The following is an 18,390-nucleotide window of genomic DNA, read 5'->3' as shown; positions in this document are numbered from 1 at the left end:
TACCTGATCCACAATCTGTTCTAACATGAAAATAATAAGTTGTTGAAGAAGTTAGACCAGTAGCGTTATATGTTTCTGTTGTTAGGGCTGTTCCAGAACCTACTGGATCAGCTGTATTGGTATCTAATACATATTCATAACTACCAGATGTAGCAGACCATGTGATATCTCCTGAAGTATCAGTTAGATTTGATACAGCTAAGCCAATTGGATCTTGGCATGCTGGAATTGTCTCCCATGCCATATCATCTAAATATACATAAGTATATGTTGAGGTAGATAATCTACGAACAGCAATATAACTGTCAAGTCCAAAATAAGTGTCAAATCTAACAATATATTCTGTATGAGTTGTAGATAAATCTACTGTTGCTAAAGAGGTGAATGTAGAGCCATCAGCAGGATTAGTAATTGTTCCTACCTCAATATCTTGAGAAGCTGTTCCAGCTCTTGCGAAAAAACGCAATTGATGTGTACCATCACTTAAATTAGATAATAAAGGAGAAATAAGGATGATGTTAGCTGTGCTTGGTGAGTCAGAATTGTATAAAGCTACACCATTTGGAGCAGTATTGTCTGCACTAGTTGAAGTAGTAACAGTTGCATAAGTTGATGCACCATTATCAATAAGTTTTGACCAACATGTAGGTAGAGCAGGTGTAGTTACACCATCAAAATTTTCATTAAAACTATCAACAGCAACACATGCAGTTGTGAATGTATAAGGTCCTGACCATAAGCTTAAGTCACCCCCTCCACAATCAGCTTGAACATAATAATCATATGTTGTTGCAGGTGTTAAGCCAGTTTTGTTAAAAGGGTTGCTTACACCTGTATCAGTTGCAGTTCCCGTTGCAGGAGTTCCAGAGGTTACTACTTCAACATTGTATAAAGAAGCTGTTCCGTTTTCTGTCCAACCTAATTCTGCACTTGTAGCAAGAATAGCATTAGTGGTTAAAATTGAAGGTTTAGGGCAAGAAGGCATTGGTTCCCATATCATATCATCTAAATATACATCAGTGTATGTTGAGGTAGATAATCTACGGACAGCAACATAACTATCAAGTCCAGAATAAGTGTTGAATGTAACAATATATTCTGTATGAGTTGTAGATAAATCTACTGTTGTTAAAGAGGTAAATGTAGAACCATCTGTAGGGTTTGTGATAGTTCCTACTTCAATATCTTGTGAAGCTGTTCCAGCTCTTGCGAAAAAACGCAATTGGTGTGTACCATCACTTAAATTAGATAATAAAGGAGAAATAAGCATGATGTTAGCTGTGCTTGGTGAGTCAGAATTGTATAAAGTTACACCATTTGGAGCAGTATTGTCTGCACTAGTTGAAGTAGTAACTGTTGCATAAGTTGAAGCACCATTATCAATAAGTTTTGACCAACATGTAGGTAGAGCAGGTGTAGTTACACCATCAAAATTTTCATTAAAACTATCAACAGCAACACATGCAGTTGTGAATGTATAAGGTCCTGACCATAAGCTTAAGTCACCCCCTCCACAATCAGCTTGAACATAATAATCATATGTTGTTGCAGGTGTTAAGCCAGTTTTGTTAAAAGGGTTGCTTACACCTGTATCAGTTGCAGTTCCTGTAGCAGGAGTTCCAGAGGTTACTACTTCAACATTGTATAAAGTAGCTGTTCCGTTTTCTGTCCAACCTAATTCTGCACTTGTAGCAAGAATAGTACTAGTCGTTAAAATTGAAGGTTTAGGGCAAGAAGGTATTGGTTCCCATACCATATCATCTAAATATACAGAAGTATATGTTGAGGTAGATAGTCTGCGGACAGCAACATAACTATCAAGTCCAAAATAAGTGTCAAATAGAACAATGTATTCTGTATGATTTGTAGATAAATCTACTGTTGTTAGAGGGGTGAATGTAGAACCATCAGCAGGATTAGTTATAGTTCCTACTTCAATATCTTGTGAAGCTGTTCCTGCTCTTGCAAAAAAGCGTAATTGATTTGTACCATCACTTAGGTTAGATAGTAATGGAGAAATAAGCATGATGTTAGCTGTGCTTGATGAGCTATCATTGTATAAAGTTACACCATTTGGAGCAGTATTGTCTGCGCTAGTTGATGTAGTAACTGTTGCATAGGTTGATGCACCATTATCAATAAGTTTTGACCAACATGGAGGTAGAGCAGGTGTAGTTACACCATCGAAATTTTCATTAAAACTATCAACAGCAACACATGCTGTTGTGAATGTATATGGTCCTGACCATAAGCTTAAGTCACCACCTCCACAATCAGCTTGAACATAATAATCATATGTTGTTGCAGGTGTTAAGCCAGTTTTGTTAAATGAGTTGTTTACACCTGTATCAGTTGCAGTTCCTGTTGCAGGAGTTCCTGAAGTTACTACTTCAACATTGTATAAAGAAGCTGTTCCGTTTTCTGTCCAACCTAATTCAGCACTTGTAGAAAGGATAGCATTAGTCGTTAAAACTGTTGGTTGAGGGCAAGATGGAGCAGTATCATTTACAAAGTCATCAACAGCAAGACGGTCTTGATCTGTTCCAGTAGCTCTAATAGCAATATAAACAGTTTGGCCAGCATATGATGTTAAGATGAACTCTTTTTTCTCCCAATCAGCTGCACTTGCAAGTTGACTAGATTGCAATACAACAGAAAAATCAGAACTTGCTGTATTAGTAGTTGTAGATAATAAAACTTCGTAAGGCTCTAAAAAACCAGAGTTTAAAGATTTAATATAAAAAGATATTCTATCATTTACACCAGAAGTAACATTAATTGCTGGAGAAATTAAATAATCATCATGGGCAGTTGTATTGTATTGAATTCTTACAATGTTTGTGCCTGAGTGAGCTCCTGTACCTTGATCGTATATGGTCCAGCCATTAGCTCCTCCTTGGTTGATGATGGACCAACCAGCTGGTAGCGTGGTGTTTGTATCAAAATTTTCGGTAAATTGTGCATAAGATTGGAAGCAAAAGACCAATATTATAAAACACATTAAAGTAGTTTTTTTCATTTGAAAAGTTTTATGATTTAGTTAATAAGAATGTAAAAATATTGATATTAATTAATAAATTATAATATTTTTTTGAAATAATTTGTTAAATGTGTTAATAAGATGAAGTAAGAGGGGGAAATAAAGCTTGATGAACTATCTTTATTTTGGTAAAAAAACACTTTATTTTTGTTGTGATTTGGTTTTTTTTAAACTGATTAACAGAATATTAATTTAATTTTAAATGTATGTTATGGTTTTTCTTTACGGGTTGACTTTTTGAATATTAAAAAAGTCTTACAGGAAACTGTAAGACTTTAAACTAAACCAAACCCAGAGTCTTTTTTACCCAATTAATTGTGCAAATAAGTCCTCTTTCTCGTTTAGGTAATGAAATTCAAAACCTTTTGCTGTCATTTTTTGTTGAATAGGTAGTATGTCGGTTTTGTTTTTTAATTCTAAACCAACGATTACAGGTCCTGATTCTCTATTATTTTTTTGTTTGAATTGGAAATAAGTAATATCATCATCATCACCTAAAATATCATTTACAAATTCTTTTAAAGCTCCTGGTCGTTGTGGAAATTGTATGAGGAAATAATGTTTTAAGCCTTCATACAATAAAGAACGCTCTTTGATTTCTGCTGTGCGTTCAATGTCGTTATTACTTCCACTCACAATGCAAACTACGTTTTTATCTTTTATTTTATCTTGATAAAAATCTAAAGCTGCAATTGTTAAAGCACCTGCGGGTTCAACAACCATCGCTTCTTCGTTATACAATTGTAAGATAGTAGAACAAACTTTTCCCTCTGGAACTAAAATAATATCATCTAAATTTTTTTGACAAATTTTAAAATTGTGATTTCCAACTTGTTTTACAGCTGCACCGTCAACAAACTTATCAATACTTTCTAAACGCGTATTTTCTCCTCTTTCTATGGAAGTTTTCATCGATGGAGCTCCTTCTGGTTCAACCCCAATGATTTTTGTATTCGGACTCAACTCTTTAAATACAGTTGATAATCCAGAAGCCAATCCACCACCACCTATTGGAACAAAAATATAATCTATAGGTGTTTTGATGTCTTCCAAAATTTCTAAACCTACTGTTCCTTGTCCAGCAATGACTTTAACATCGTCAAAGGGATGAATAAAGATTTTGTCTTCTTTCAAACAAGTTACATTCGCTGAAGCATAAGCATCATCAAAAGTGTCACCCGTTAGAATAATTTCAATGTATCCTTGACCAAAAAGTTGGACTTGTTTGATTTTTTGTTTTGGAGTGGTTTTTGGCATGAAAATCTTACCATGTATTTGTAATAAATGACAAGAATAAGCCACACCTTGCGCATGATTTCCTGCGCTAGCACAAACGATGCCTTGTTTTTTTTCGCTTTCGGATAATGAACTCATTTTATTATAAGCACCACGAATTTTATAAGAACGCACTACTTGTAAATCTTCTCTTTTTAAAAGAATATTGGCTTGGAATTCATTTGATAAATTGCGACTAGGTAATAGAGGAGTAGCATATACTACACCTTCAAATTGCTTTTTGGCTTCTAGTACTTCTTCAAAAACGGTCATTGTTGTTGTTAGCATGATTGTGAATCAAGTTTTATTTAGAATTTCTCTTTCTTCTTTTCTCTTTCTTCTTTTTTACGCTACAATTTTTTTCATAGCAGTCATAGCAGCTCTTAATTCAGCACCACAAATTTCTATAGAATGATTTCTAATGCTATCGTTTATTTTTACTAATTCGAAATTGTCTACATTTTTATTAGCAGTTTCATTGAAGTTTTCACCAATTAAATTAGTGTCTACTTTTTTCATGAAATTAGTTAAAAGCGGTTTGCAAGCATGATCAAATAAATAACAACCATATTCTGCAGTGTCCGAAATTACTCGGTTCATTTCGAATAATTTTTTGCGAGCAATAGTATTCGCTATAAGCGGAGCTTCATGCAAAGATTCATAATAAGCCGATTCTTCTTTGATTCCTGAAACAGTCATGGTTTCGTAAGCCAATTCTACACCCGCTTTTACAAAAGCCACCATTAATAAGGCATTGTCGAAGTATTCTTCCTCGCTTATTTTTACATCAGCTGCAGGTGTTTTTTCAAAATTAGTTTGCCCAGTAGCTTCTCTCCAAGTTAATAGATTTTTATCACCAGCAGCCCAATCTTCCATCATCGTTTGCGAAAAATGTCCTGATAAAATATCATCCATGTGTTTTTCAAACAGCGGTTTCATGATTTCTTTTAATTCTTCTGCCAATTTAAATGCTTCTACTTTAGCAGGATTTGATAAACGATCCATCATATTGGTAATGCCACCTATTTTTAAAGCTTCTGTAATGACTTCCCAACCGTATTGCACTAATTTTGAAGCATAACCTGTATCGATTCCTTTTTCGACCATTTTATCAAAACTCAAAATAGAACCTGTTTGTAATAAACCACACAAAATGGTTTGTTCACCCATTAAATCCGATTTTACTTCCGCCACGAAAGACGATAGTAATACACCAGCTCTATCACCTCCAGTTCCTACACAGTATGCTTTTGCAATAGCTAAACCGTCACCGTTTGGATCATTTTCTGAGTGTACAGCGATTAATGTTGGTACACCAAAACCTCTTAAATATTCTGCTCTTACTTCAGAGGCAGGCGATTTTGGGGCAATCATTACTACTGTGATATCTTCACGGATTTTTACTCCTTCTTCCACAATATTAAAACCATGAGAATAGGATAAACAAGCTCCTTTTTTCATCAAAGGCACCACTTTATTCACTACATCAGTATGTTGTTTGTCTGGAGCTAGATTGGAAACTAAATCAGCAGTTGGAATAATTTCTTCAAATGTTCCTACTTCAAATCCGTTTTCTGTTGCGTTTACGAAAGAAGCCCTTTTACCTTCTATTGCCTCTTTACGTAAGGCATAAGCAACATGTAGACCACTATCACGCATATTTTGGCCTTGAGCCAAACCTTGAGCACCACAACCAATGATTACTATTTTTTTATCTTTTAATTTAGTTACACCTTCAGAAAATTCTGATTTATCCATAAAGTCACATTTCCCTAATTCTTGAACTTTTAAACGATGAGGTAGTGAATTGAAATAATTTGACATTGTCTATGTTTTTAATTTTAGTTTTTATTTATTTTAATCTTGTAATTGGAAAATTACATTTGAAAGATTTTACTTTTACTATTTAGATATTCGTTGTTAATTGGAGATTTTCTAGGATCATTTTTTTGCATATCCAAAACCTGTTTATGAACTCCTTCACTGGATTTAATTATTGCTATTCTTGAACTTCTGACAAATTCAATTAAACCATATTTATCCAATTCTTTCAATAGGTTGTTAATTTCATCATCTTGACCTGTGGCTTCAAAAACAGTGTAGTCATTACGGATAACGACTACATTGGCACCAAATTGTCTTAAAAGACGTTCTACTTTTGCATCTTTCATTATAATACTTGTTGGTACTTTGTACAAAGCAATTTGTTGCCAAATAATTTCATCATTTGTATTGTTAAAGACTTTAAAAACATCTACAATTTTTTCTATTTGGCGCACTAGATTGCGGACCACTTCTTCTGTTTCTTTTACAACAATAGTAAAACGATATATTTTTTCGATTTCACTTGGGGACGAATTGAAACTTTCTAAATTTATTTTGCGTCTGGAAAAAATGATGGCAATTTTATTTAAAAGACCCACCTGATTTTCGCTGTATACGGTTAATGTATGTTCTTGTTTCATTTCTTTTAGATTTCTTCTTTACTTAATACAATTTCAGCCACTCCTTTTCCTTGAGGCACCATTGGGAATACATTATCTTCATGTAAAACAGCAACCTCTAATAAATAAGATTCTGGATGATCTAACATTTCTTTTAAGCTAGCTTTCAATTCTTCTCTTTTTGAAATTTGTTTACCAGCTATGTTATAAGCACTGGCTAATGTTACAAAATTGGGGCTTTGAATATCAGTAAATGAATAGCGCTTTTTATGAAATAATTCTTGCCACTGTCTTACCATTCCTAGGAAACTGTTGTTTAGAATTAGAATTTTTACATTGGGTTTAAATTGCATAATCGTTCCTAATTCTTGAATGTTCATTTGTGCACCACCATCGCCCATAATCGCAATGACTTCTCTTTCTGGAGCTCCAAATTTTGCTCCAATAGCAGCTGGCAAAGCAAATCCCATGGTTCCTAAACCACCACTCGTAATATTACTTCTCGATTTAGTTTGTTTTGCATATCTGCAAGCTACCATTTGATGTTGGCCTACATCAGTTACAATTACGGCTTCACCATTGGTTAACTCGTTTAGAACGTTTAGTACTTCGCCCATGGTTAATTCACCTTCTGTTGGGTTTAATTCTTTTGTAATTAATTGAGTAGTTTCCTTTTCTTTTTTGATGTCAAATTCTTTGAACCATTCAGTATGTGTTTTTTCTTCTACCAATGCAGTTAAAAGCGGTAATGTTTCTTTACAATTTCCCCAAACAGCAACTGTTGTAGCTACGTTTTTATCAATTTCTGCAGGGTCAATGTCTAGGTGTACTACTTTTGCTTGTTTTGCATATTTATCTAAACGTCCAGTAACTCGATCGTCGAATCGCATACCAACAGCAATTAGTACATCGCATTCGTTAGTTAAGTAATTTGGTCCATAGTTTCCATGCATTCCTAACATTCCTACACCAAGAGGATGATTGGTTGGAATAGCACTCATTCCCATTATCGTCCATGCTGTAGGTAAACCAGCTTTTTCAATGAAAGCCAAGAATTCTTTTTCTGCATTACCTAAAATAACACCTTGACCAAAAATAACAAATGGTTTTTTTGCTTCGTTAATTAGTTTAGCGGCTTGCTCTATATATTCATTTCTTACTATAGGCTCTGCTCTGTAGCTTCTTACGTGCACACATTGTCTGTATCCTTTGTAGTCAAAGAGTTGTAATTGAGCGTTTTTGGTTATGTCAATTAAAACGGGTCCAGGTCTTCCAGAACTCGCAATAAAAAAGGCTTTCGCTAATACTTCTGGAATTTCATTAGCATCTGTCACTTGGTAATTCCATTTGGTAATAGGGGTAGTGATATTGATTACATCTGTTTCTTGAAAGGCATCTGTTCCTAACAAATGAGCGAAAACTTGACCAGTAATACATACTAATGGAGTAGAATCAATTTGGGCATCAGCCAAACCAGTTACTAAGTTTGTAGCACCAGGACCACTAGTTGCAAATACCACACCTGTTTTGCCACTGACACGAGCATATCCTTGTGCTGCATGGATTGCACCTTGCTCATGACGTACTAAAATATGATTAAGACTATCATTAAAATCATATAAAGCATCATAAATAGGCATAATGGCTCCACCAGGATAGCCAAAGACTGTTGTGATATCTTCAGACAATAAAGCATCTATAACCGCTAAACTTCCTGAAACATTATGGGTTTTTCCAATGTTGTTTTCTAATGTATTTTGTTCTACTGTTTCCATGAGTAATCGTATTATAGTTCGTCAGTAACACAACCTTCAGATGCGTCTGTTACTAATTTTAAATATTTGTATAAAACTCCTTTAATAACTTTTGGTTTTGGTTGTACAAAAGCTTTTTTTCTATTTTCTAATTCGGAATCTGAAATAGCCAGATGAATGGAATTATTTATAGCATCTAATTCGATTAAATCCCCATCTTTAACTAAAGCAATAGTTCCACCATCATAAGCTTCTGGTGAAATATGTCCGACGACGAAACCATGAGTTCCACCACTGAACCTTCCATCTGTAATCAAGGCTACGCTTTTGCCTAAACCAGCACCTATAATAGCAGAGGTTGGTTTTAGCATTTCTGGCATTCCTGGACCTCCTTTTGGGCCTACATAACGAATAACAATCACATCACCTGCTTGAATTTTTTTATCTTCAATTCCTTTAATTAGTTCTTTTTCACCGTCAAATACTTTGGCTGGGCCAGAAAATTTTTCACCTTCTTTTCCTGTAATTTTAGCTACCGAACCTTTTGTGGCTAGGTTGCCGTATAAAATTTGAAGATGTCCTGTTTCTTTTATTGGTTTTTCGATAGGTCGAATAATATTCTGACTTTCGAAATCAATATCTATTATGTCTTTTAAATTTTCAGCTAACGTTTTTCCAGTTACTGTTAAGCAATTCCCATGAAGCATTCCTTTGGAAAGTAAATATTTTAAAACCATTGGCACACCACCTTTTTCATGAAGATTTTGCATTAGGTAATTACCACCTGGTTTAAAATCGGCTATTAAAGGTGTTTTGTTACTGATTCTTTGAAAATCATCTTGAGTAATTTTTACGCCTACACTTTTTGCCATAGCGATAATATGTAAGACTGCATTTGTGCTTCCTCCAAGAGCAATTAAAGTAGTGATTGCATTTTCAAAAGCTTCAAATGTCATGATGTCTCTTGGACAGATATTTTTTTCTAAAAGTAGTTTGATATAAGTAGCTGCTTGTTTACATTCTTCCATTTTTTCATGAGAAACTGCAGGGTTAGAACTAGAGTAGGGAAGACTCATTCCAAGAGCTTCGATAGCAATTGCCATAGTGTTTGCAGTATACATTCCTCCACAAGCACCTGCACCTGGACACGAATTTTTAATAATTCCTTTGAATTCTTCTTCTGATATTTTTCCTGCAATTTTTTCCCCTAAGGCTTCGAAAGCGGAAACGATATTCAAATCCTTACCTTGGTATTTGCCTGGAGCAATTGTGCCACCATATACCATTATGGAAGGGCGATTTAAACGGCCCATTGCCATTATAGAACCTGGCATATTCTTGTCACAACCTGGAATTGCAATTATGGCATCATAATAATGACCATCTACTACACTTTCTATACTATCGGCAATAATTTCTCTACTAACTAGAGAATAACGCATTCCATCAGTGCCATTCGTTATTCCATCGCTAATTCCAATAGTGTTAAAGATAAGTCCAACCATATTGGTTTCATTTACTTCTTGTTTGATTAGTGAAGCCAAATGATTCAAATGCATGTTGCATGTGTTTCCATCATAACCCATTGAAGCAATGCCAATGAATGGTTGTGCTAATTGTTTGTCATCTAAACCAATTCCATAGAGCATGGCTTGAGCAGCTGGTTGAGTGGGGTCTTGTGTAACGGTTTTACTATGTTTGTTTAATTCCATTTTATTGATTTTGTAAAACAAGTTCTTGTTCTAATACTAAATTTTTATAGGCTGATTGTAATTTTTTTCCTAAGCTTTTTTCCCAATCTAATTGAAATTCTTTTTCATCGATTGCTCTTATTCCAACAACTTCTGCTGCTGTTCCGCAATAAAAAGCAGCGTCAGCATCTACAAGTTGTTCTAAATTGTATTGTCCTTCGTGTACTTTAATATCTAATTTTTTACAAAGTTCAATTATTGTTGCTCGAGTAATACCAGGTAAAATGTTGCCTAATTGAGGAGTGAATAATTGACCTTTTTTTTCAAAAAATAAGTTTGCACCAGGTCCTTCTGCGACAAAATTATCTGTATCTAATAGTAATGCTTCATCAAAACCTTTGTTTTTTGCTTCATTAGTTGCTAGAATTGAATTGATGTAGTGACCGCAAACTTTTGCTTCAATTTTAATGGATTTTGGATGAGGTCTGCAGTAAGAAGATACTGCTAGGTTTAATAAGTTATTACCTAAGTAAGTGCCCCATTTCCAAGCGCATATCATTATATTTACGCCATTAGGTTTAGATAAACTCATATTAGGGTCACAAAAGACTATTGGTCTTAAATATGCATCTGTAAGATTATTAACTTCTAATAATTCGTATGATCTTTCAATTAATTCATCAATGTTATATTGGAATGGAATATTTATAAGTTCACATGATTTTTTTAATCTTTCATAGTGTTCGGTTGCTTTAAATATTTTAGTTCCAGATGAGGTATTATAGGCTCGAATTCCTTCAAATGCTCCGTAACCATAATGTAATGTTTGACCGTAAAGATCGGTTGTAGTTGTTGCTGCTTTTTTAAATTTGCCATTGAAAAAAAGCATTGTTTTTTCGTTGTAATATGGGTTTGTATTTGTATTCATTTTTTATTGTAATAAATTGTAAATGTACTATTGTGACTTCTGTTAGTTTGTCTTGTGTTAATTAGTTATACAATATTTAAAAATGCTTTATTCGATTTAAGTTATTGATTTTCATTGTTTTGTGTTTTTTATTTTATGATGCTAGAATCTCATTTATACTTGATAACTGTTTTTTCTACAAAAAAAAAGCCTTTCTTTTATGAGAAAGGCTTTACTGTATAATCATAATTACCTGACTCGTTTTAGAGGACGAATAATAATAATGACAATAATTAATACTAGATTATTCATTTTTGAATCAATTTTTTAAATAAAAAAAGCCTCCTAAAAAGGAGGCTTCTAATATGTTTTTACATAAAGTCTCCTATCCCAAAAGTGGAATAATAATAGAGACAATAATAATAACTGTTTTATACATGTGTTTCATTAACTTATACAAAAGTAAAAAAAATATTTATAAAAAATATGTTTTTTTATAAACTACATAACATTTTTATTAAAATGATTAGTTTTTAATCTTAAAAATCATTTTTTTACAGAAAAAACAAATGTTTTGATTTCTTTTTTATTAAATGAGTTAAAATTATTTTATTGTTGGAGGATATTGTTCTAAAATTTTTGAAACGAATTCCATAATTCTTTCATCTTTTTTATTAGTGTCTTTGGTTAAATAACCGCTTCCTTCTCCTTGCCAAACCATTTCTTTAGATTTCGCATCCAAAATATCAATAAATAAAGTGCCTTCTTGAGTTACATAAGTTCTATTATAATTCATTCCCCAATATGGATTCCAGCCCCATCCAAATCCCCAACCAGCATTGTTATATACATTGATGCGTTCACGTTCTTTAGTAAAGATACCTACTAGCATGTCTGGATTTTCACTTTTGCTAAAACCTTTTGAACTCATTACTTCATCTATAGATCGAAGAATTCGTTTTTTATCTAGGTCGGAAATTTCTGCTTTATCGATACTGCTTTTTAAATAGGCATACGTTTTATAACTGCCAAAGTTTGCTTTTTTATCATAATCGGCATTCACTCTAACAGAACTACAAGATGTTAATACAAGTAGTGTTACTAATGGAATTAATTTTAGTGCTTTCATAACAATATAATTTAAGTTTTAGGTTTCAGTCATAAAGTTGTTTATAAAGTTTTAATTTGAAACTTTAAACATGAAACTACAATAATTTTTCATCTACTATATTAGGGATGGTAACTTTTAATAAAGGTTGCGTCTCCATAGCTCTTTTAATTGCAAAAATAGCACCTTCATTTCTAGCCCAACTTCTTCTTGAAATTCCGTTATTTACATCCCAAAAAAGCATTGATTCTAAGCGTCTTGACGCTTCCTTAGTACCATCAAGAACCATGCCGAAACCACCGTTAATAACTTCACCCCATCCTACACCACCTCCATTGTGAATAGATACCCATGTAGCACCTCTAAAACTATCTCCAATTACATTTTGGATTGCCATGTCGGCTGTGAAACGGGATCCGTCATAAATATTTGAAGTTTCTCTGTATGGAGAATCTGTTCCTGAAACGTCGTGGTGATCTCTTCCTAATATTACATAACCAATTTCGTCTTTTGCTATGGCTTTATTAAATGCTTCGGCAATTTTTATTCTACCTTCTGCATCAGCATAAAGTATTCTAGCTTGTGAACCAACCACTAATTTGTTTTCTTGAGCTCCTTTTATCCATTGAATATTATCTGCCATTTGTTGTTGGATTTCATTTGGAGCGTTTTTCATCATTTCTTCTAAAACAGTACAGGCAATTTCATCTGTTTTAGCTAAATCTTCTGGTTTTCCTGAAGCACAAACCCAGCGAAATGGACCAAATCCGTAATCGAAGCACATTGGTCCCATAATGTCTTGCACGTAACTTGGATATTTGAAATCAATTCCATTTGAAGCCATAATATTTGCTCCTGCACGTGAAGCTTCTAATAAAAAGGCATTTCCATAATCAAAGAAATAGGTACCTTTTTCTGTATGTTTGTTAATTGCATCCGCATGTCGACGTAATGTTTTTTGGACCTCTTCTTTGAATTTTGATGGATTGTTTGCCATCATATCATTGGATTCTTCAAAAGTAAATCCAATTGGATAATAGCCTCCAGCCCAAGGATTGTGTAATGAAGTTTGATCTGAACCTAAATCGATATGTAAGTTTTCTTTATCAAAACGTTCCCAAACATCAACTATATTTCCTAAATAAGCAATTGAAACTACCTCTTTGTTTTCTATAGCTGTTTTAACTCTTGGAACTAATTTGTTAATATCTTCAACGATCTCATTTATCCAGCCTTGTGAATGGCGAATATGAGTGATTTTTGGATTGACTTCTGCACAAACAGTTACACAACCTGCAATGTTACCTGCTTTTGGTTGTGCTCCAGACATACCTCCTAAACCAGAAGTCACAAATAAACCACCTAGTGGTATTTTTTTAATCTTTCTAAATCCGTTTAAAACGGTAATTGTTGTTCCGTGTACAATTCCTTGTGGACCAATATACATATAACTTCCAGCAGTCATTTGACCATATTGGGAAACTCCAAGAGCATTCATTTTTTCCCAGTCATCTGGTTTGGAGTAATTGGGAATTACCATACCATTGGTAACTACAACTCTTGGTGCATCTTTGTGGCTTGGATATAAGCCCATTGGATGACCTGAGTACATGGCCAAGGTCTGCTCGTTTGTCATTTCCGACAAATATTGCATAGTGAGTAGGTATTGAGCCCAATTTTGAAAAACAGCACCGTTTCCACCATAAGTAATTAATTCGTGAGGGTGCTGGGCAACTGCATAGTCTAAATTATTTTGAATCATTAACATAATAGCTTTAGCTTGTTCACTTTTTCCTGGGTATTCTGAAATAGGTCTTGCTTTCATTTCATAATCTGGACGAAAGCGATACATGTATATACGACCGTATTTTTCTAGTTCATCTCTAAATTCTGGTAGTAATGTAGCATGATGTTTTGGTTCAAAGTAGCGTAGAGCATTTTGAAGAGCTAATTTTTTTTCCTCATCTGAAAGAATTTCTTTTCTTTTAGGAGCGTGATTGATTTGTGTTTCGTATGGTTTTACATTAGGTAATTCATTTGGAATTCCTTGTTGTATTTGTTCTTTAAATGTCATTTTAATTATTTTTTTGATGCTATTCTTTTTGCGTGAGGGATAGGAGCAAACTACCTTGTAGTGCGGATAGCCCGACCGGAATGAAATGGAGGGCACGCCTTTATAAATCTATGGATAACGAATGTCTGACCTGTGATAGGTTTTATGAATTTTTATTTTATATCGTAATAATAGAATGTCCATTTTTATTTTTTTATTGCACCCGTTTTTTTATCAAAACCATAAGGACAATGACGGCATCCACTTTTACAGCAATATCCTCTTTTTAAATGGTAGGTTTCAGTAAAACACTTATAGCCTTCTGGAGTGTAATAAAAATCTTCTCCTTCTTTTAAATTATTTGGATTAAGTGTATTGTTCATAAGTACAAATTTAGCAACTTTGTGGCATATGATTATACTAGTTGTGAAATATTTAATTCCAAAAGGGTATAAAGGGATTACTTTTTTTCCGTTTATAATTCTTTTACATAAAAAAGATAAGCAAAATGAAGTGCTTGTTAACCATGAAAAAATTCATATTAGGCAACAATTTGAGTTATTGGTTTTTCCTTTTTTTGTATGGTATTTTATAGAATTTTTTATTCGTTTTTTAAAGCATAAAAATTGGAATACTGCTTACAGAAATATTTCATTTGAAAGGGAAGCCTATTCTCATGAAAAAGACCTTAACTATTTAAAGAAAAGGTCTTTTTGGAGTTGGGTTAAGTATTTTTAGAATATTACTTTTTTATTAATAATTATTCCATTGGTTAATTTTATTTGAACTATTAATGTAGTATTATTTTTTTGTAAATTTTGGACTGTTAATTCAGTCGAATTTACATTTTTCATTGAGGCTAGATTTCTACCTAGTATATCATATATTTTAATTGATTCAATTTCTGTTTTAGTAGATTTTATAATTAAATTATCACTTGTTAAGACAATTATTTCATTTTCTGTTGAAATAAAATCTGAATTGTCTAATGTATTATTTGTATATCTTAACACAAAACGATTGTCGATATTCCCTGAATCATTAGAGGTAAAACTGTATGGTGTAATTCTTAAATCATGAATGATGCCAGTTTGTAAATCTTCAATGTAAATATTTTGGTTAAGATTTTCAAATAACCCATCTAACGTTCCAATACCTATTGAGTAGTTACCTGATTGAGGTAAATATACTCCAAGTGAAACCAAATCAGTTTCATTGAAAGGAAGAGAACGGCCTTGAATGTTTAATTTTTTATTCTCGTTTATAGAATAAATATCAAAATTATTTTTATTTGGAGCTGGAGCATCATAAAGTCTGTCAATTATATTGGTTGCATTAGTGATATAGCCAATTAATGTTCTAGCTGTAGAACCGTTTTCTGAAATTAGGTCTAACCATATTCTGTTTTTTTCTATTTGAGAATTAGGATTTGTTCTGAAAAATTGAGAATTATCGTATGCGTTACTTCTCATTGAATTGTTAAATATGACATTTTCATTTGTGCTAGTGCTAGTGTGATTCATTAAAACAAAGAAGCCTTGAGATGCGGCTATATAGTTTCCAAAAACTCCTGGTCCAGAAGAACTCCCTGAGGCATTGTAAGTGATATAGTCACTTAATGAATAGTTATAAGCATAGTTTTCGTAAAATGGATCAGCTTCAGCTGAATTTGGGATATTTCCATGTGTCCATATTTTTATGAAACCATCAATATTACTGTTTTGAGTTAAGAAATCTATTGCATTAATAGATGATGGGTATGGGTTTCCTATTAAATTCCAATTATCATCATCTTTTGTTACTGGTGTAGAAGTAGGTCCAGTATAATTTGCTCCATCATAATTGCTTCTTTTTATAGTTGTTATGATGTCTCCATTATTTGGTGTTCCTGAGAAAGTTGTAGATAAAGTTTGTAATGAATTTGTAAATGAGTTAGGAGCTCTTACTATATATCCTTTACCATTTATCATGTTTTCATTTGTTGAGACCCAGTTTCCAAAGTTACTAATATATGAAGTGGTTTGAGTAGGTTCCCATTTATAACGATTGCTACCATTGATATTGCTTAGTGTGTAATCTGAAACTGGAGATGACCAATATACATAATCATATAATTGTATATCAACATTTCTAGTCATGTTCATTGTTCCAGTATTAGATGTATTATTAACTTGAATTAAGCTAGAACTATTTTGTAATTCAAGATTTCCAGATGGATTAATATTAATCCAATCTATTACGGTTAAATTATTTGTTGAATTTACAGTAAGTGTAGCTCCGTTTTCTATTGTTAAGTTTAATCCAAAAGCATTGTAATTGGTCCCTGAAATTATAGGATCGTTAGCAGTTGATGGAATTATTACACAGTCTGAAGCTGTTGGTATAGTTGTTGGAGACCAGTTGTTACTATTGTTCCAATTAGTACTTACTGCTCCTGTCCATATTCTTCCTGTGTCTATGGTTACGGTAGTTTCATCCAATTCAACTAATGTAGCACCACCACAAAGAGTGTAAGTTACCTCTGCAGTGTAAGTTGTAGTCGATGTGGGGCATACATTTATTTGGTCTGTTGTTCCTACAACTGGACCAGATGTTCCTGTGCCTTCATACCATTTTATAGTTGTAATTGATGTTCCATTTGGTACAAATCTCCAAGCTTCGTTCGTTACAGCCCAATTTGTATCTAGTCCATTTCTATTAGGTGCTACAGTTGCTATTGTTCCATCCGCATTTTGGATACCTACAACTGCATTTCCATCATTCCAAGTTCCTGCTCCAAAATTGTCTATATTCTTTTCTTGTATATATACTTCAATGACATTAGTGTTCTCATATAGAACAATCATTCCGGTATATAATATCGAATTTTCTTCATACATAGGAACATCATTCCAAGAGGCTACTAAAGCACGGCAACCGGTGTTAAGTGTGATTAATTCCCAACCTACTTCTCCTCCATAGGTAGGATCTATGTCGTGAAAGACACCAAAAATTGCATTTTCAATTAAAGAAGAATCTCCAACGATAGGTAGATTTGCATTAAAACTCCATCCACAAGTTCCTCCTGGAGAATTACTAGTTAGATCAAAGGTAATAACACCATTAGATCCAATTAAACATTGATTATAGGTATTACCATAAAAACAGAAGTCAAAAGGTAAATTTATTGTTGGTGACCAAACATCATCCGTATTAACACTAACGGGGTTTGTTAAACAACCAAATTGATATGGAGGATTATAAGCAATTGATTCAACCAAATACGAGGTAGTTTCTCCTAAATTTAAATAAGTTGCTTCTAAATCTACACAGGTTGAAGTTGCTGAGCAGTTTATAGGGTCTGGATCGGCTCCATTTAAATTAAGTCCACCAGAAACGACTGATGGACATCCTAATTCAGAAGTTCCTGTACCATCTCCAAGAGTACATGTAGGAGTACTTGCTGAGGTAGCGCAAATGCCAAATGTTCCATATGAATTATTGTATCCCCAAACTCTTACAAAGATAGTGTTTCCAGGGGTTAAATCGGATCTATTTATATATGACATATATCCAGATCCATTAGGGCTACCATCATCGTCACATTCCAAAAGTGTTAATGAACTACATGTTCCTGTATACCATGCCATTCCAGAATCATTCATTGTTCCTTCTTGTATGTCTACTGCAACTCTTCCATTTGCAGGGACTACAAATGAGAACCAAACATCTCCATCTACATAAGTTGCACAACCTGGTAAAGGTGGTGTTGATGGTGAGCTAGATGCAGTAGCGGACATATTAGTGTAACCTGTATATGTGCAACTCGAATTAATTGTTAAAGCTATAGCAGATGAACAATCATCGTTAGATGGTGTTTGAGCATATATTCTTTGAAAGTTAAATATGAAAAAGAAGAATATAGTTGCGATAAATGTTAAGTAATTTTTTTTCATAAAGCATTGATTAATAGCATTAAACGAATGTGTTTTTGATTTTTTTGGAATAATTTGAAAAATATTTTTATTGATTTTTCTTTTCTTGTTAAAAAAATGTTAAAAAGAAATATTTTTCTTGTTAAAAAATAGTTGTTCATTGTAAAATAGTTTTGTTTTTTTAGATTTTCGGTTATTTTATTC

Annotated in this window: 12 protein-coding genes; 1 reads left to right on the top strand and 11 read right to left on the bottom strand. The window is 33.3% G+C overall.

Going from position 1 to position 18,390, the window contains the following annotated elements; translation table 11 throughout:
* The 10 genes from FIA58_RS06900 to FIA58_RS06855 all read right to left on the bottom strand — a co-directional run.
* Window positions 1-3,019, bottom strand: a 3,019-nt coding sequence (locus tag FIA58_RS06900; RefSeq protein ID WP_140961509.1) for a choice-of-anchor J domain-containing protein, incomplete at its 3' end; no start/stop codon positions are given.
* 324 nt (window positions 3,020-3,343) lie between these two features.
* Window positions 3,344-4,588, bottom strand: a complete 1,245-nt coding sequence (gene ilvA, locus FIA58_RS06895; RefSeq protein WP_140961525.1) for a threonine ammonia-lyase IlvA — start codon at window positions 4,586-4,588, stop codon at window positions 3,344-3,346.
* 72 nt (window positions 4,589-4,660) lie between these two features.
* Complete coding sequence (gene ilvC, locus FIA58_RS06890) at window positions 4,661-6,139, bottom strand: ketol-acid reductoisomerase (RefSeq protein WP_140961508.1); 1,479 nt, start codon at window positions 6,137-6,139, stop codon at window positions 4,661-4,663.
* Window positions 6,140-6,192: 53 nt separating this feature from the next.
* Entirely contained in the window at window positions 6,193-6,780 is a 588-nt protein-coding gene (ilvN, locus tag FIA58_RS06885) for an acetolactate synthase small subunit (RefSeq protein WP_140961507.1), read from the bottom strand.
* Window positions 6,781-6,785: 5 nt separating this feature from the next.
* The gene (ilvB, locus tag FIA58_RS06880) at window positions 6,786-8,534 is read right to left on the bottom strand and encodes a biosynthetic-type acetolactate synthase large subunit (protein WP_140961506.1); all 1,749 of its coding nucleotides are present in this window, start codon (window positions 8,532-8,534) and stop codon (window positions 6,786-6,788) included.
* Between the two features lie 11 nt (window positions 8,535-8,545).
* Window positions 8,546-10,225, bottom strand: a complete 1,680-nt coding sequence (ilvD, locus tag FIA58_RS06875; RefSeq protein WP_140961505.1) for a dihydroxy-acid dehydratase — start codon at window positions 10,223-10,225, stop codon at window positions 8,546-8,548.
* A gap of 1 nt (window position 10,226) precedes the next feature.
* Window positions 10,227-11,132, bottom strand: a complete 906-nt coding sequence (locus FIA58_RS06870; protein WP_140961504.1) for a branched-chain amino acid transaminase — start codon at window positions 11,130-11,132, stop codon at window positions 10,227-10,229.
* Window positions 11,133-11,715: 583 nt separating this feature from the next.
* A complete protein-coding gene (locus FIA58_RS06865) occupies window positions 11,716-12,240 on the bottom strand; it encodes a DUF4136 domain-containing protein (protein WP_140961502.1) in 525 nt (174 codons plus the stop codon).
* Window positions 12,241-12,316: 76 nt separating this feature from the next.
* A complete protein-coding gene (locus FIA58_RS06860) occupies window positions 12,317-14,293 on the bottom strand; it encodes a urocanate hydratase (protein WP_140961500.1) in 1,977 nt (658 codons plus the stop codon).
* Between the two features lie 185 nt (window positions 14,294-14,478).
* Entirely contained in the window at window positions 14,479-14,655 is a 177-nt protein-coding gene (locus tag FIA58_RS06855; protein ID WP_165928871.1) for a DUF5522 domain-containing protein, read from the bottom strand.
* A 28-nt stretch (window positions 14,656-14,683) separates the two neighbouring features.
* On the opposite strand from FIA58_RS06855, the gene FIA58_RS06850 reads away from it, so the two are divergent.
* Entirely contained in the window at window positions 14,684-15,010 is a 327-nt protein-coding gene (locus FIA58_RS06850) for a hypothetical protein (RefSeq protein WP_140961497.1), read from the top strand.
* Here FIA58_RS06850 and FIA58_RS06845 read toward each other — a convergent pair.
* Window positions 15,007-18,207 (bottom strand): T9SS sorting signal type C domain-containing protein, encoded by a 3,201-nt coding sequence (locus FIA58_RS06845; RefSeq protein WP_140961495.1) that lies wholly within the window; start codon window positions 18,205-18,207, stop codon window positions 15,007-15,009. The genes FIA58_RS06850 and FIA58_RS06845 overlap by 4 nt on opposite strands.
* Between the last annotated feature and the right edge of the window lie 183 nt (window positions 18,208-18,390).

Origin of the sequence: Flavobacterium jejuense (genome assembly GCF_006491595.2) — a bacterium.
In the GTDB taxonomy this organism is placed as follows: Bacteria; Bacteroidota; Bacteroidia; order Flavobacteriales; family Flavobacteriaceae; genus Flavobacterium; species Flavobacterium jejuense.
The sequence above is the reverse complement of the archived record's forward strand: the minus strand, read 5'-3'. Positions and strand labels throughout refer to the sequence as shown.

Coding starts and splice junctions, on each gene's coding strand:
- ilvA (WP_140961525.1), bottom strand. CDS start 4,588: ATGACCGTTTTTGAAGAAGTACTAGAAGCCAAAAAGCAATTTGAAGGT.
- ilvC (WP_140961508.1), bottom strand. CDS start 6,139: ATGTCAAATTATTTCAATTCACTACCTCATCGTTTAAAAGTTCAAGAA.
- ilvN (WP_140961507.1), bottom strand. CDS start 6,780: ATGAAACAAGAACATACATTAACCGTATACAGCGAAAATCAGGTGGGT.
- ilvB (WP_140961506.1), bottom strand. CDS start 8,534: ATGGAAACAGTAGAACAAAATACATTAGAAAACAACATTGGAAAAACC.
- ilvD (WP_140961505.1), bottom strand. CDS start 10,225: ATGGAATTAAACAAACATAGTAAAACCGTTACACAAGACCCCACTCAA.
- FIA58_RS06870 (WP_140961504.1), bottom strand. CDS start 11,132: ATGAATACAAATACAAACCCATATTACAACGAAAAAACAATGCTTTTT.
- FIA58_RS06865 (WP_140961502.1), bottom strand. CDS start 12,240: ATGAAAGCACTAAAATTAATTCCATTAGTAACACTACTTGTATTAACA.
- FIA58_RS06860 (WP_140961500.1), bottom strand. CDS start 14,293: ATGACATTTAAAGAACAAATACAACAAGGAATTCCAAATGAATTACCT.
- FIA58_RS06855 (WP_165928871.1), bottom strand. CDS start 14,655: ATGAACAATACACTTAATCCAAATAATTTAAAAGAAGGAGAAGATTTT.
- FIA58_RS06850 (WP_140961497.1), top strand. CDS start 14,684: ATGATTATACTAGTTGTGAAATATTTAATTCCAAAAGGGTATAAAGGG.
- FIA58_RS06845 (WP_140961495.1), bottom strand. CDS start 18,207: ATGAAAAAAAATTACTTAACATTTATCGCAACTATATTCTTCTTTTTC.